The sequence below is a fragment of the Vibrio sp. YQ_11 genome, from assembly GCF_043103065.1.
Taxonomy (GTDB): domain Bacteria; phylum Pseudomonadota; class Gammaproteobacteria; order Enterobacterales; family Vibrionaceae; genus Vibrio; species Vibrio parahaemolyticus.
Genome location: NZ_JBICJM010000029.1, coordinates 26,501 through 41,702 on the forward strand (window position 1 = coordinate 26,501; position 15,202 = coordinate 41,702).

Here is a 15,202-nt window from a genome sequence, read left to right on the forward strand (position 1 = left end):
TCACTGCCTCAAATTGAATTACGCGTTTGCCGCTTCAAGCTCACCTTTCGCTTGTGCACGCTTATAGAGAATTAATGTTAATGCGGCAGGTACCACCATCGCGACTAGCATCGCCAGAGCAAAGATGCCCCAGAACTGCGGTTGGATAGATAAGATACCCGGCAAGCCGCCTACGCCGATACCGTTCGCCATTACGCCCGCACTACCACAGATAGCAGCAGCACATGCACTACCGATCATCGCGCTCAACATTGGGAACTTGTATTTCAAGTTGATGCCGTACATGGCTGGCTCTGTTACACCAAGGTAGGCAGAAATCGCCGCAGGCACTGAGATTTCACGCTCATCCTGCTTTTTACTGATGATAATGATGCCAACCACTGCCGATGCTTGAGCAATGTTCGATAGTGCAATTAAAGGCCAAATCGGAGTACCACCCAATTCTTGCATCAACTGTAAGTCAACGGCATTGGTTGTGTGGTGGATACCAGTAATCACAAGTGGCGCGTATAAGAAGCCAAAGATGGTAGAGCCAATCATCGCGAAGTCACCGGTCATGGCCGCTTTGGCTGCGAATGCCACGCCATCACCCAACATACGACCAAATGGACCAATGATAGAGTGCGCAAGAATCACAGACACAATGATGGAAACAAACGGTACTACTACTAGGTAAAGGTAAGACGGAATGATGCGTTTTAAGTGCGTTTCGATAAACGCCAGTGCCATACCCGCTAACATCGCTGGAATCACCTGCGCCTGATAGCCCACTTTCTCAATAACAAACAATCCGAAATCCCAGACTTCTGGTGCTTGTTTACCGATCAAGTACGCGTTCATTAACTGCGGCGAAACCAACGTCACACCAAGCGTGATGCCCAGAATCGGTGTACCACCGAGCTTTTTCACGGTCGACCAACACACACCAACGGGTAGGAAGAAGAAAATCGCTTCACCAATTAACCATAGGAATGAGTGAACAGTTGCCCAAAACTGACTGATTTCCGTTAGGGTTTGACCATCAAACATTTTGATGTCGCCAATCACATTACGGAAGCCAAGGATCAGACCACCAGTGATGATCGCAGGCAGCAACGGTACAAAGATTTCTGCAAGGTGGGAAATACCACGCTCAACAATATTCATGTTTTGACGAGCAGCGTTCTTGGATTCGTCTTTGCTCGCTTCACTTTTACCGCTTAGCTCGATCAGTACTTTGTAAACCTCATCAACTTCAGTGCCGATGACGACTTGGAATTGACCTGCGTTGGTAAAACAGCCTTTCACCATACGCAAGGCTTCTAACTGTTTCGTGTCCGCTTTGTCCGTATCATTTAGAACAAAACGCAAGCGAGTTAAACAGTGGCTTACACTGGCAATATTGTCCGCCCCCCCGACCAGCTCAATAAGACGCTCCACGTCTTTACGCGCAATCTTACTCATAACTTTGTCCACCCCGTATTGGATACATTCGATTCATCATTTTATTTTTATAAATGGGAACATTCCCATTTCTTAATTTTAATATTGCCACCCAAAGACAAAAAACAAAATGGGAACAGTCCCATTAATTGAGAATGATCACAGTATAATTTTAGAGCAGATCGTTTTAGAACGGGTTAACGGCAAACAGGATGTTGAGTGAAGTGAACGACTTCTTCATCGCCATTTAATTGATTAATCAGCATCTTAGCGGACTTTTCACCCGCAAGGGTATAACCCGGGTCAACACTAAATACTTTAGGGAAAAGGAAAGAAAGCAACTCGTTACCACCCACGCCTGTCACGACCACGTCTTCACGGCCTAACTCTTGAAGACGCTTAATTACGCCCAATGCAATGGTATCGCTGGCACACACAATGGCTTGCGTGTCTGCTTTTAGAACGTGATCCACCAACTGATAAGCACTTTCATGGCTAAGCTTACCGGTTTGGAAACAAGGTGTGAGTTGTTTGCGTTGACACCAAGCTTTATAAGCATTTAAACGCGCCAAGCCTGTGGTTTTGTCTTCAGGATCAACACCAATGTAAGCAATGCGAGATAAAGCTTGCTGCTCAAGATGAGACAAAGCCATGTCTATCACGCCTTGGTTATCATAATTGATGGAAGAGACGTTATTGGTATCCATCGCAATCACCACAATGCGATTTCCCCACTCGGCTAAGGCTTGCTCATCGCACCCAGTAAAGCCAAACACGATCACCCCATCCACATTGCGACGCTTAAGCACGTTTAGATGCTCGTTGGTTTTGTCGCGATCAAATTGGCTTTCCATGATCACCGCGTCATAGCCAGCGGAATACAATGCATTGAGCATTGTACCAACTGCGCGATTTTCGGATGGTGAGTCCAGACGGGAGATAATAACACCGATGACTTTTTGGCTACCGCCTCGCATTGATTGCGCAGATTTGGACGGTACATAGCCAGATTCACGAATGATTTGCTCTACTTTCTCTCGCGTTTGAGGTTTCACTTTTGGATCATTGGTAAGCACACGGCTTACTGTTGATTTGCCAACGCCTGCCAATTTCGCGATATCAAGAATGGTGAGTTTTTTGCTCATAAGTGATCAAACTAGAATGGATGAATGCTTAGGTGACTGAACTTTAACAGCAATAAAAGAAAAGGGAAGCAAACGCTTCCCTTAAACATGCAAATTGTGGTGTTATTTTTGTAAATACGCTGGCACATCTGCGATGCTATCGAGCACTACTGTAGCTAATGCTTCACCTTGCTCGGTGATTGGCTTACCTGTGCGAACCAGAATCTTAGTGCCAACACCTGCGGCTTCTGCTGCCATCATGTCTTCGGCTTTATCACCAATCATCACAGATTTTTCCATGTCGATTTTCAAGAAGTCGCGAGCAGAGATAAACATACCAGGTTTAGGTTTGCGGCAATCACAATCTTGCTTGTAGTCACCGATGCCATGCTCAGGATGATGTGGACAGTAGTAAAAACCATCAAACTCAACGCCATTATCAACGAAATTCCAGTCCATCCATTGTGTCAGAGACAAGAAACGGTCTTCACTGAATTTACCGCGCGCGATGCCCGATTGATTCGTTACAAGCACCAACAGGTAACCTTTATCTTTCAGCGCTTTTGTCGCTTCAAACACACCGTCAATGTACTCAAAATCATGTTCGTCATGAACGTAGCCGTGGTCAACGTTGATCACGCCGTCACGATCGATAAAAACAGCAGGTTTTGCCAAAACGTATTTCTCTATTAACTCGGTTTAATCAGATTATTACATACCTTATAAACTTCAACACTATCTAATTCGTTCTAGGCCTCGACAAAACGGTTGATTTGTTGGGCAAGAATCGGTAAATCTGAGGGTGTCCCTCCGCTCATCTTCTTGTTGGTATCTACGCCTCTTTCTTTCCAAAACAGAACATCCATACATTTAGACGTCTAGACGTAAAAATATCTATTGACTTCATTCTGGTTAACCCATAGCATCAACTGAGAATTGAGATAAAGCTCAAAATTAAGTTCTGTCAAAGGCCGTTTTTGACAGCGAAGTTCCCCTTATCTCTGGGCAGGTTGAAACATGATAGAAATAAAAAACGTCAATAAAGTGTTCTACCAAGGCAGTAAGGAAATCCTTGCCCTGAAAGACATTAACCTACACATCGCCAAGGGCACCATCTTCGGTGTTATCGGTTCATCAGGCGCTGGTAAAAGTACGCTGATCCGCTGTGTAAACATGCTAGAAGCACCAAGCTCTGGCTCCATCATCGTTGATGGCGTTGATTTAACAACACTCAGCAAAAAGCAGTTGGTCGAAACGCGCCGCAACATTGGCATGATCTTCCAGCACTTTAATCTGCTTTCGTCTCGTACTGTGTTTGATAACGTGGCTCTACCACTGGAACTGGCTGGCAAAGACAAATCGCAAATCACAACAAAAGTGACTGAGTTGCTAAAGCTCGTTGGCTTAGCGGACAAGCACGAAAGCTATCCGTCCAACCTAAGTGGCGGTCAAAAACAACGTGTGGCTATTGCTCGTGCATTGGCATCCGACCCAAGCGTACTGTTGTGTGACGAAGCCACCAGCGCACTGGATCCTGCAACGACTCAATCCATCCTTGAGCTATTAAAAGAGATCAACCGCAAACTCAACATCACGATTCTACTGATCACCCACGAAATGGAAGTGGTAAAAAGCATCTGTCACGAAGTGGCGATCATCGGTGGTGGTGAATTGGTTGAGAAAGGCACGGTTGGCGATATTTTTGCGCACCCGAAAACGGAACTGGCTCACGAGTTCATTCGTTCCACATTGGATCTTTCCATTCCAGAAGATTACCAAGCGCGTTTGCAACCAAATCGCGTTGAAGGCAGCTACCCTCTTGTCCGTATGGAATTTACTGGCGCAACCGTAGATGCACCGTTGATGTCGCAGATTTCGCGTAAGTACAACATCGACGTCAGCATTCTGAGTTCCGATCTTGATTACGCCGGCGGCGTGAAGTTCGGCATGATGGTCGCAGAGCTGTTTGGTAATGAACAAGACGACAGTGCAGCAATTGAATATCTGCGCGAACACAACGTAAAAGTAGAGGTACTTGGTTATGTCCTTTAATACGATTTTTGAATGGCTAAGTTTAAACAGCAAACTACTTTTAGGTGCTACGTGGGAAACCATCTACATGGTCGCGGTTGCTGGCGTAGTGGGTTTTGCGGTCGGCATTCCATTGGGGGTGATTCTGCATATTACTAAGAAAGGCGGCTTGCTAGAAAACACCAAACTGAACGGAATTCTTGGTGCAGTGGTTAACGTTGGGCGCTCAGTTCCTTTCCTTGTTTTGATGGTTGCGATCATTCCAGTAACTAAGATGTTAGTGGGCACTTTCATTGGTACAACTGCGGCAATCGTTCCGCTGACTATTGGTGCGATTCCGTTTGTCGCTCGTCTCATTGAAGGGGCATTGCTGGAAGTACCAACTGGCTTGGTTGAGGCTGCGCAATCCATGGGCGCAACACCAACGCAAATCATCACAAAAGTTCTCCTACCAGAAGCAATGCCGACTATTGTTAACTCAGTGACGATTACTCTAGTGACATTAGTGAGCTACTCTGCGATGGCAGGAACGGTGGGCGGCGGCGGCCTCGGTGACGTAGCCATCCGATACGGCTTCCACCGTTACGACATTACTATCATGGCAGTAACCGTTGTGATGTTGATTGTTCTAGTACAAATTATTCAGTCTATCGGTGACGCAGTGGTGCGCCGTGTAGACCACCGATAAGCATTGAAAATACATATTATAAGGAGATAAACATGAAATTTAGCCTTAAAGGTCTTTTGACTGTAGCAACTGCTGCTTCTGCTCTTGTTCTAGCGGGTTGTGGCGATAAAGAAGTGGACGTTAACAAGGTAAAAGTTGGCGTAATTGCAGGTGCTGAAGCGCAAGTTGCTGAAGTAGCGGCAAAAGTAGCGAAAGAAAAGTACAACCTAGACGTTGAACTGGTTACGTTCACGGACTACGTAACACCAAACGCTGCGCTAGATGACGGCTCTGTAGACGCGAACGCTTTCCAACACAAACCTTACCTAGATCAACAAGTTAAAGATCGCGGCTACAAACTGGCTATCGCAGGTAACTCGTTTGTTTACCCAATCGCAGGTTACTCAAAGCAAGTAAAATCAGTGGATGAAATTCAAGATGGCGCACGCATCGCGGTTCCAAACGATCCAACCAACCTAGGTCGCTCACTACTGCTTCTTGAGCAACAAGGTTTGATCACTTTACGTGATGGCGTTGGTCTACTCGCTACAGTACGTGACATCGTAGGCAACCCTAAGAACATTGAAATCATTGAGCTAGAAGCACCGCAACTTCCTCGCTCTCTGGATGACGTAACGCTGTCTATCATTAACACCACTTACGCAAGCTCTATCGACCTGTCTCCAGAGCGTGACGGTGTGTTTGTTGAAGATAAAGAATCTCCATACGTAAACCTAATCGTAGCGCGTGAAGAGAACGTTAATGCTCAAAACGTACAAAACTTCGTAAAAGCTTACCAAACTGAAGAAGTTTACGAAGCAGCGAAAAAACTATTCAAAGGCGGCGTAGTGAAAGGTTGGTAATCCCGCTTTTCTAAAACCGAACTATTCGAAAACAAAAGGGCTGATGTGAAAACATCAGCCCTTTTTAGTCTTTCTCAATCTATCAGTTAGACCAAGTAAGAACCTATTTAATATGATCCCAAGAGATGTTCGAAACAATTCGGCACGAGTCGCACTTAAAATAGAAGATGTCATGTAATGGCTCATCAAGCAGCCATTCTCCACCACACTTCGGACACTTACGTGCTTTCTCGCTCTCCAACGACTGACCGCCCACACGATACTGATAATAGTAAGTTGGAATCTTGGTGATGTATTCGATACGACCACGCAAATCCCAACCGCGGCGGAACAACACACTGTCTACGTCGCAAATTTCGTGCAGCGCCGCATGCTCTGCGCGGCACCCGCCCGCCATTTGGATTTCATCGCACGCTTGCCATTCCGTCTGCCATTTGATGACTGCTTTATGATCGCCATTGAGTGTCGGATCATTACGATACAGTGGAATTGGCAACAAGGTTTCACCACTGCGCAGTGGCGAGCATGTGTGCACATACGTCGTGTAGAGCACTTGCCAACTTGGCGCTTCGTCTTCGGCCGCTTGTTCTGAATTTAAATCACGACCAAGCATACGCATTTTCGGCGCAAGCAAAGACGCATCCGACAAACGATTCATGCACACTTTAACGAAATCTGAATGATAACGCGGATGCAAACTGTCTTGCTCCGGACAAACCACGCGCACAAAAAATTCGCCATCGCCCATCACTATCGGGAATTCACGACCTAGCACTTGGCCGTTGTAACGTAACGCATCCATCAAACCGTTAATGGCTTTATCTACCGCACTGACGGTGGTGTTATCAAAACACTCAAATTGCAACTCAACAACGTACATGCTTACACCGCAGCCTCAATTTTGGCCAAAAACTCCACAACATTCTCTGCGAGCACTTCGCGCTTATCTGTTCCTAAACGCTCTAAAATCACATTGCCCGTTAAGTTACAAATTGAAATCACGTCCAATTCTGCATCCGTCGCTGCGATAAACACCGTCGGTTTTAGCTTTAGACGACGCTGTGTCACCAAGTGACCCAAAATGTTCTCTTGTAAACGAACAAAATCGTCATCGCTCCAAACTTGAAGCAATGTCAGAGGATTCGTCTGCCACGTTGCGTCCATATCTGCACTGTATTGAGATCCATAAAACGCTTTAATGTCTTCATGCAGCGTCAACTCAATCGCATTTTCAACGTTAGTGAAATCCGCCATCTCTTCTCGCGGGAATGCTTTCCACAATGCCACGCCGTCACACTTCTCTTCGACACATGGAGAAACAAGATCAGCAAGCTCCTCATTGCGAGGCAATTCATTATGCTTATTTTGCCAAGCTTGTTGGTAGCGCAGGCTGAAGTCTTGTAGCGCCTGAGTAACGGTTTGGGTCATGAAGGTCTCCTCATTCCTTATTTGTCAGATAGCAGAATTTGCCGGATAGCAATTAATCAGCGGATTCAGTAAAATTCTCGCCATTCTAATCGAAAACGACCACAAAGTATGAGCAAATATTCTGACGCTAAAGAGCTTGCTGGCCTGACGCTGGGTAAAAAGACTGAGTACGCTAACCAGTACGATGCAAGCCTACTGCAACCTGTACCTCGCAGCCTAAACCGTGATGACCTTGAACTAGGCGACACCTTACCTTTCTTGGGACATGACATTTGGACTCTGTACGAACTGTCTTGGCTAAACAGCAAAGGCTTGCCTCAAGTGGCCGTTGGTGAAGTGTACATTCCTGCAACCAGTGCAAACTTAATTGAGTCGAAGTCATTTAAGCTCTACCTAAATAGCTACAACCAAACCCGTTTCGCGAGTTGGGAAGAAGTAGCAGAGCGTTTAACGCAAGACCTATCCGCGTGTGCGGGCGAAAAGGTATTGGTCGAAGTGAACCCTGTAGGTCACTACACCAACCAACCTATCGTGACAATGGAAGGCGAATGCATTGACGACCAAGACATTGAAATCAACAGCTACGATTTTGATGCTGATTTGCTAGCAGGTGCTGCTGGCGAAGATCAAGTGGAAGAAGTGTTGCATAGCCACCTATTGAAATCGAACTGTTTGATCACCAACCAGCCAGACTGGGGCAGCGTTGAAATTCGCTACCAAGGTGCCAAGATCGATCGTGAGAAGTTGCTGCGCTATTTGGTGTCTTTCCGTGAACACAACGAGTTCCATGAGCAATGTGTAGAACGTATTTTCACTGACCTGATGAAATACTGCCAACCAAACAAATTGACGGTGTTTGCGCGTTACACTCGTCGTGGCGGCTTGGATATCAACCCTTACCGTTCGACAGAACAAGATAAGCCAGCTCATAATCATCGCATGGCTCGTCAATAATAGCGTGATAGGCAGAAATAAGTTCGGCAATCAAGAGGATTGCCGGGCGTTTTTATTGCCCAAGCATGTTACTATACCAAACGACTTCAACCGGCTATAAAAAGCAAGTTGAAGTCATTTGGGTTTATCCGCTATCTAAAACAGTTCGAGGGAACGAAAAGAATGTTTTGGGACAGTTCGCGTCTAATTAAATTAATAGGCTTTTTTTGTCTACTCTTGGCACAGCCACTCAACGCGACCATTTTATCTTCGGCTTTGCTTAACGAAGCACAACAACTGGCTGAGATAGAGCCAGCTCAAGCAAAGCAAGCAGCCAAAAACTACTTATCGCAACGCGAACTGACCGAACGTAAAGAAAGCGGCAGCCCTTCAGCGATGTCTCGAGAAGAGACCGATCGCAGCATTCGTACCCCAGCCAGCACCATCGAAGCACACAAGATCATTGCGCAAGCCGACTATACGATGGGCAATGTCCGCTCAGCGATCGATAACCTCAATGAAGCAGAAAAGCTCGCGAAAGAATATCAACTGCCTTACATGACTTTGGATGTGCAACTCATGCGCAACCAAATGATTTGGATGTACGACCACAACTATTCAGCTGCCGAAGACACCCTCAATCAAATTGAAAAACAGCTAGACGAAGCCGACTCTGTACTTCAACGTACAGACAGCGTCCGTTATCGTATGGTGATGCAACGAGCCCTGCTAGCGGCTCATCGTGGCGATAACGTTGGCGCAGAGCGTTTGTATGCTCAAGCGAAAAGCATGCTTGAGGACAGTCGTTCCGATTTGGCCTTAATTGATTACTACACTTCTGTTGGTGAGTTTTACCTTAACAGTAAAAAATACAACCTTGCGCTTTCAGAACTGCTTTACGGTTATTGGCAGTCCATCGAAAGTGACAGCGGTACTCGCCTTGCCAAAGTAAACCGCTTGCTGGCGAGACTTTTCCAAGAGCGTCGTGTGTACGACAAAGCCATTGAATATCTGTCTCAGGCTGCAGATTTCTACGACTCTTACCCAAGCTCCCCTATTTTGGCCGATGTGCTTGAACAAATGGGCGACATCTATTTTTATCAAGGCAAGTTCAATCTTGCTTTGGTGCACTACTTCAACGTACTGGATCACGAAAGCACCAGTCGTAATATCAATCGCACCATTAAGATTCGGTTGAGCTTGGCTGCGACTTACCTGCAACTCTACAACTACGCACTTGCAGAGCAATATCTGGAACGTGCGACAGAGTTACTGGAATACGCGGATATCCCTCAGCTTGAAGCGAAAGCCGCCCTACTTCAGTCTGGTCTCGCCTATCATCAGAACGACAGCAAAAAAGTAATTGAAAACGCGAAGAAAGCCTTAGAGCTTGTCAAAAAGGCGCCGGAAAACAAAAACTTCATCAAGCAGCAATCTTACCGTTTGTTGGGCTTGGGTTACGAACAGGCGGGCGAATATCAACTGTCACTGCAAGCGTACAAAAAATACACCAGCTTAGTGCGTTTGGAGCAAAAACAACTCAACCAAATTAGTGAAGATGCGTTCCGTCAGCAAAAAGAGTTTGCGGAACAGACCATTCACTATGTCGGTCAATCAGAGCGTCTAGAGCAGGTGGAAATGGAACACCGTAAGTTCCAGAAAATTTCCTTTGCCCTATTCATCACCGTTCTGGTTATGTTTTTGTTCATTATGCGCCGCGGCGTGATCATGCAGCGCCAAGCGGGTGAAATCGAAAAACTTCGTAACGACCTCTTTACCCATTCCCGCTCTCGCTTACGTAATCTGCGCATGCTGAACGTGAAGTTGTCTCGCTCACTGAAAAAATCGCGTGACACTTTTGAACAGTGGCAAATGGGTGAACTTATCCATGAACCGCTCAACGACCGACTACGTTTTGTGATGATCGACCTACCGTTCTTACGCAGCATGTACGTTCAAAATGGTTACAAAGCGGGCTTGGAATTAGAACGCGCATTCGGAGAATACCTAGCAGAGCGCATCGAAAAACCGGCACGTTTGTACCACTTCTCGGATGCAAACTTACTCTACATCGAACCTAACGCAGACCGCGACGCCTCTGCCGAAGTCATGTTTGAAAAATTCCAAGCGTGGGTAGACGAATTTGCGACTCAACATAACGTCAATCGCATCATTCGTATGGGCATCAGCGACTACCCATTCTTGCCTCGTGCTTACACCGCTATCAATGATGAAGAACTGCTCGATTTACTGCTACTTGCGACGCATATTGCACGCGAAGTTAGCCTCAAAGATAAACAAAGTCATTGGGTATTTTTGAAAGCCATTGACAACGCGCCAGCAGCGAGCTTTGCAACCGGTAACATAAGAACCGCTTGCCAACACGCCATCAACCAAGGCCTGATCAAGATCCACTCCTCTTACAAGAATGAGGACGACATCAAGAAAATATTAAAAAATGGATAATTAACCATCGGTTAAGCGTAATAACTAATGACGCTATAAAGTTTTTTGTTATTATCAGTTAATTGTCAGTAGTACATGGACTTAACCGTAGTCGTTTCATGGGAATCTTGGAATCCGATATTCAGTCGCAGCTTCATCAGCTGAGTTGTCAACTTGACCAACTCAGGCTGACACATCGTGATACTTCGCTCAAATTTAAGCGAGAACAACAAGTTCTCAAGCGCGTTGTGGCATCTTTGTCGTCTGCTTGCCAAGGCTCAAACACCCAAGTTGCTAACTATCTGTTTGAAATTCAGCAAGAGCTGCAACATCAAAAAGACATCAGCACTCTGATCCCGCGTTTGGCGGTACTTGAAAGAATGCTCAAACAGCAGTCGAAAACGATGGATAAACAGAACGGCTACCTCGATGAACAAATCAAACACAGTGGTGAGACACTCCAACGTGTTACGGGTTTGCCAGCGCAGTTAAAACGCGAACTGCGCAACTTAATGAGCTTCTCGGAAGTACACGCAGGGAAGAAAGTCGATCAAGCTACCCGTCTACTGAGCATCTACGAACGCGCGATTAAAATCATCACTTCGAACTCGCGTTTACAACTCAGCGAATTCGAAAACAACCCAGACAAATCTCAACTAGAATGCCTCGCCGTCGATCTACAACATACGATTACAGAACTTGATTTTGAAGGCGAATGTGGCGAGAGACTGCTTGATATTCGTGCAAAACTGTTGCTTGGCGTGAATGCAGAATCCTTAATCGAGCTGACGTTAAGCACTCTGAAGTTAGTCGTCGAAGCGACTAAGTTTGAGCGTAAAGCATCAAGCCAATTTCTCGATCAGTTAAACTCTGCTCTGGCGAGTAACCTCAAAACCGTCCATCAAAACGTCGATCAACACCATACTTATTTTGAGCATCGCCAAGAGCTAAATGCAGAAATGAATGGTTTGGTTGAACTCAGCCAACAATCTCTCGACCAAGCACAGGATTTAGCAGAACTCAAACAAGAAGTCGCTCCATTGCTGGCCAAAATGGCCTCGTTAACCGAGCGCCTCAAGATGACGGAAGAGAGAGAACAGGCCCTGCAAGAGCGTTTAAGCTACAGCAAAAACCAGCTTGAAGCGGTGTTTGAAACCACACAAGATTACCGTCGCCGCTTAGACGACCAGACACAGCGAATGTTGCTTGATCCACTCACGAAGGTTTACAACCGAACAGCATTTAACGATCGTCTTGAGCTCGAATACCGCCGTTGGATTCGCTCTCAACAAAATCTACGAGTGGTACTGTTTGATGTCGATAACTTCAAAGCCGTAAACGACAGCTATGGTTATACCGCTGGTGATAAAGCGCTGAAGATCATCGCTCGTGCTATCAATAAGCGCGTGTCTGATACCGAAACCGTCGCTCGCTTTGGCGGTGAAGAGTTTATTCTGCTGATCCCAGAACAAAGTGAAGAATACACTTTAGAACTGATGAAGAATATTCAGCGCGATATCTGTCAGCTGCCGTTTAAGTTCCGCGAGCAAAACATCATCATTACTCTGACAGCCGTCTCTACTTCATTTAAGGAATCAGACGCACCAGAATATGTGCTCGATCGCCTTGGGCAAATGCTCACTGACGCTAAAAAACGGGGCACAAACCAGCTAAACTGGAACTAAAAACCGTTCAAAAAACAAGCAAACAAACACTTTCACCCCCTCTCAAACGCTCATAACCTCCCATTTTCAACGAGTTATCACATTTATCCCCTTTCAGTCTGCTAAGCTGTTAAAACCCAAGTCACTTCAAGATGATGTATTCATTCATGACGAATATGGCATCTTGAGGTTGCTTGGGACTCGATAACCATAAAACCAAACCCTCCAGCCATCTGAGTAAAACGACACGTACAACTAAGTAAGATGCGTTGGAACTATCCCTCAAAATAATGCAACACAAGGAGGCGTTATGATTACCCATATAAGCCCCGCAGGTAGCATGGACTTGCTATCCCAACTGGAAGTTGAACGCTTAAAGAAAACCGCTTCGAGTGATCTTTACCAGCTTTATCGTAACTGTACGTTAGCGGTATTGAACTCTGGTAGCCACACAGATAACTCCAAAGAGCTTCTCGATAAACACCAATCGTTTGATGTGAATGTAGTGCGCCGCGAGCGTGGCATTAAGCTAGAGCTGACCGACCCACCAGAGCATGCGTTTGTCGATGGAGAGATCATTAAAGGCATTCAAGAACACTTATTCTCTGTACTGCGTGACATCGTTTACGTGAACATGCACTTGGCTGACAGCCAGCGCCTAAATCTCACTAACCCAACGCATATTACCAACCTTGTGTTTGGTATTTTGCGTAACGCAGGCGCGCTCACTCCCGGTATTGAACCAAATCTCGTCGTCTGTTGGGGCGGCCATTCAATCAATGGCGTTGAATACCAATACACGCGTGAAGTGGGTAACGAGCTTGGCTTACGTGAACTTAATATCTGTACGGGTTGTGGACCAGGTGCGATGGAAGGCCCGATGAAAGGAGCGGCAATCGGTCACGCTAAACAGCGTTACACCGAGCAACGCTACCTTGGCTTGACGGAGCCTTCAATCATTGCCGCTGAGCCGCCAAATCCAATCGTTAACGAGCTGATCATCATGCCGGACATCGAAAAACGTTTAGAAGCGTTTGTTCGTATGGCACATGGTATTGTGATCTTCCCGGGTGGTCCGGGTACTGCCGAAGAGTTGCTGTACATTCTTGGTATCATGATGCATCCAGACAATGCTGATCAGCCGATGCCGATTGTGTTAACCGGACCAAAAGAGAGCGAAGAATACTTCCGTTCTATCGACGCGTTTATTCGCGATACCTTAGGTGAAGAAGGTCAAAAACACTACCAAATCGTCATTGATGATCCTGCAGAAGTTGCACGTATCATGAAGCGCTCGATGGAAGATGTACGCCTTCACCGTAAAGAAAAAGGCGATGCTTACAGCTTCAACTGGTCATTGAAAATCGAACCGGATTTCCAACTGCCGTTTGACCCAACGCATACATCAATGGAAGGGTTGAATTTGAACTTGGATCAAGAACCTCAGGTTCTGGCGGCTAACTTACGCAAAGCCTTCTCTGGTATTGTGGCAGGTAACGTCAAAGCCGAGGGCATTCGCGAAATCGAATGCAAAGGTCCATTTTCCATTCATGGCGATCCTGTACTGATGAAGAAGCTCGACAAGCTACTGCAAGACTTCGTTGAACAGCATCGAATGAAATTGCCAGGCGGTTCTGATTATGAACCATGCTATCGAATTGCCCATCCATAAATTGGTGGTCGATAGTCTGGCTTGCATTCGTTACACTAGGGGCAACGCCCCTTTTTTATTGCTAAGTCATTATGTCTATTCATCTTGTTATTATTGATGCCCTCAACTTGATTCGCCGTGTGCACTCTGCACAACCGGATCCAACTGACATCGCAAGAACCATCACGACGACTCAGCGAACCCTTACGCGTATTCTTTCCGAAGCGAAACCAACACATATCATCGCGGTGTTTGATCACCATGAACAAGATAGAGGTTGGCGCGCTGAAATCCTTCCTGACTACAAGCAAAATCGCAAACCGATGCCAGAGCCGCTGATGCAAGGTTTGGATGCCATCCAACAAGCATGGTGGGAACAAGGTATTGATTCACTGCTATCAGAAGGCGATGAGGCGGACGATTTAGTTGCAACACTGGCGACCAAAGTGGCAAGCCACGGCGAGAAAGTAACGATCGTTTCAACCGACAAAGGCTACTGCCAGTTACTTTCACCGACACTGCAAATTCGCGATTACTTTCAACACCGTTGGTTGGATGAGCCGTTTATTGAGAAAGAGTTTGGCGTAAAGCCAAGCCAGCTCGCTGATTATTGGGGGTTAACTGGCATTAGTTCGAGCCAAGTGCCGGGCGTTCCGGGCATTGGACCGAAAGCTGCCAAAGAGATCCTAACTCAATTTGAAGACATTGAAGCGGCCTACGCCAGCGATGAACTTGCACCAAAATATCGCAAGAAGCTGGATGAAAACATTGAGTCTGCACGTCTATGTAAACGAGTAGCGGCGTTGAAATGCGATATCGAGCTCGGCTTTAACCTGCAAGACATTCGCTTTACCGGACCAAATAAAGCCGAGTAAGTACATCTCTTTTACGCTGTAAGTTTTGGGTTAGACAACACGTTTATAAAATCTGTTGTGTAACCCTTTACATTCACGGCAATGATATTTACCTCATCA

Annotated in this window: 13 protein-coding genes; 8 read left to right on the forward strand and 5 right to left on the reverse strand. The window is 46.1% G+C overall.

Annotated elements, in window-relative coordinates:
* Window positions 1–18: 18 nt before the first annotated feature.
* The 3 genes from treB to gmhB form a co-directional block, all read right to left on the reverse strand.
* On the reverse strand, window positions 19–1,443 hold the full coding sequence (treB, locus tag ACF8EG_RS11915) for a PTS trehalose transporter subunit IIBC (protein ID WP_065764296.1): 1,425 nt from the start codon (window positions 1,441–1,443) through the stop codon (window positions 19–21).
* Between the two features lie 176 nt (window positions 1,444–1,619).
* On the reverse strand, window positions 1,620–2,567 hold the full coding sequence (treR, locus tag ACF8EG_RS11920) for a trehalose operon repressor TreR (RefSeq protein ID WP_005459168.1): 948 nt from the start codon (window positions 2,565–2,567) through the stop codon (window positions 1,620–1,622).
* Window positions 2,568–2,669: 102 nt separating this feature from the next.
* Entirely contained in the window at window positions 2,670–3,221 is a 552-nt protein-coding gene (gene gmhB / locus ACF8EG_RS11925) for a D-glycero-beta-D-manno-heptose 1,7-bisphosphate 7-phosphatase (RefSeq protein ID WP_005459163.1), read from the reverse strand.
* A 342-nt stretch (window positions 3,222–3,563) separates the two neighbouring features.
* On the opposite strand from gmhB, the gene metN reads away from it, so the two are divergent.
* Genes metN through ACF8EG_RS11940 form a run of 3 tightly spaced genes read left to right on the forward strand, consistent with a single transcriptional unit; the run spans window position 3,564 to window position 6,107 of the window.
* Window positions 3,564–4,598 (forward strand): methionine ABC transporter ATP-binding protein MetN, encoded by a 1,035-nt coding sequence (metN, locus tag ACF8EG_RS11930; RefSeq protein WP_005459161.1) that lies wholly within the window; start codon window positions 3,564–3,566, stop codon window positions 4,596–4,598.
* Entirely contained in the window at window positions 4,588–5,265 is a 678-nt protein-coding gene (locus ACF8EG_RS11935) for a methionine ABC transporter permease (RefSeq protein WP_005459160.1), read from the forward strand. Before metN ends, ACF8EG_RS11935 begins: the two co-directional genes overlap by 11 nt.
* Window positions 5,266–5,297: 32 nt before the next feature.
* Complete coding sequence (locus ACF8EG_RS11940; RefSeq protein WP_005459159.1) at window positions 5,298–6,107, forward strand: MetQ/NlpA family lipoprotein; 810 nt, start codon at window positions 5,298–5,300, stop codon at window positions 6,105–6,107.
* Between the two features lie 103 nt (window positions 6,108–6,210).
* Here the strand turns inward: ACF8EG_RS11940 and ACF8EG_RS11945 are convergent, their stop codons facing one another.
* Both ACF8EG_RS11945 and syd read right to left on the reverse strand, forming a co-directional pair.
* Entirely contained in the window at window positions 6,211–6,987 is a 777-nt protein-coding gene (locus ACF8EG_RS11945; protein ID WP_005459158.1) for a Zn-ribbon-containing protein, read from the reverse strand.
* A 2-nt stretch (window positions 6,988–6,989) separates the two neighbouring features.
* Window positions 6,990–7,535 carry a SecY-interacting protein gene (syd, locus tag ACF8EG_RS11950; RefSeq protein WP_069506734.1) on the reverse strand — a complete coding sequence of 182 codons (546 nt, stop codon included), beginning with the start codon at window positions 7,533–7,535 and terminating at the stop codon, window positions 6,990–6,992.
* A gap of 108 nt (window positions 7,536–7,643) precedes the next feature.
* On the opposite strand from syd, the gene queF reads away from it, so the two are divergent.
* The 5 genes from queF to xni all read left to right on the forward strand — a co-directional run bounded on the left by queF (window position 7,644) and on the right by xni (window position 15,103).
* Window positions 7,644–8,489, forward strand: coding sequence for an NADPH-dependent 7-cyano-7-deazaguanine reductase QueF (queF, locus tag ACF8EG_RS11955; RefSeq protein WP_005459155.1), 846 nt, complete (start codon window positions 7,644–7,646; stop codon window positions 8,487–8,489).
* Between the two features lie 162 nt (window positions 8,490–8,651).
* Complete coding sequence (locus tag ACF8EG_RS11960) at window positions 8,652–10,934, forward strand: lipopolysaccharide assembly protein LapB (RefSeq protein WP_069506739.1); 2,283 nt, start codon at window positions 8,652–8,654, stop codon at window positions 10,932–10,934.
* Between the two features lie 98 nt (window positions 10,935–11,032).
* Window positions 11,033–12,598, forward strand: a complete 1,566-nt coding sequence (locus ACF8EG_RS11965) for a diguanylate cyclase (RefSeq protein WP_017448796.1) — start codon at window positions 11,033–11,035, stop codon at window positions 12,596–12,598.
* Between the two features lie 289 nt (window positions 12,599–12,887).
* Window positions 12,888–14,249, forward strand: a complete 1,362-nt coding sequence (ppnN, locus tag ACF8EG_RS11970; protein WP_005496242.1) for a nucleotide 5'-monophosphate nucleosidase PpnN — start codon at window positions 12,888–12,890, stop codon at window positions 14,247–14,249.
* Window positions 14,250–14,320: 71 nt separating this feature from the next.
* The gene (xni, locus tag ACF8EG_RS11975) at window positions 14,321–15,103 is read left to right on the forward strand and encodes a flap endonuclease Xni (RefSeq protein ID WP_025794972.1); all 783 of its coding nucleotides are present in this window, start codon (window positions 14,321–14,323) and stop codon (window positions 15,101–15,103) included.
* Window positions 15,104–15,202 lie beyond the last annotated feature (99 nt).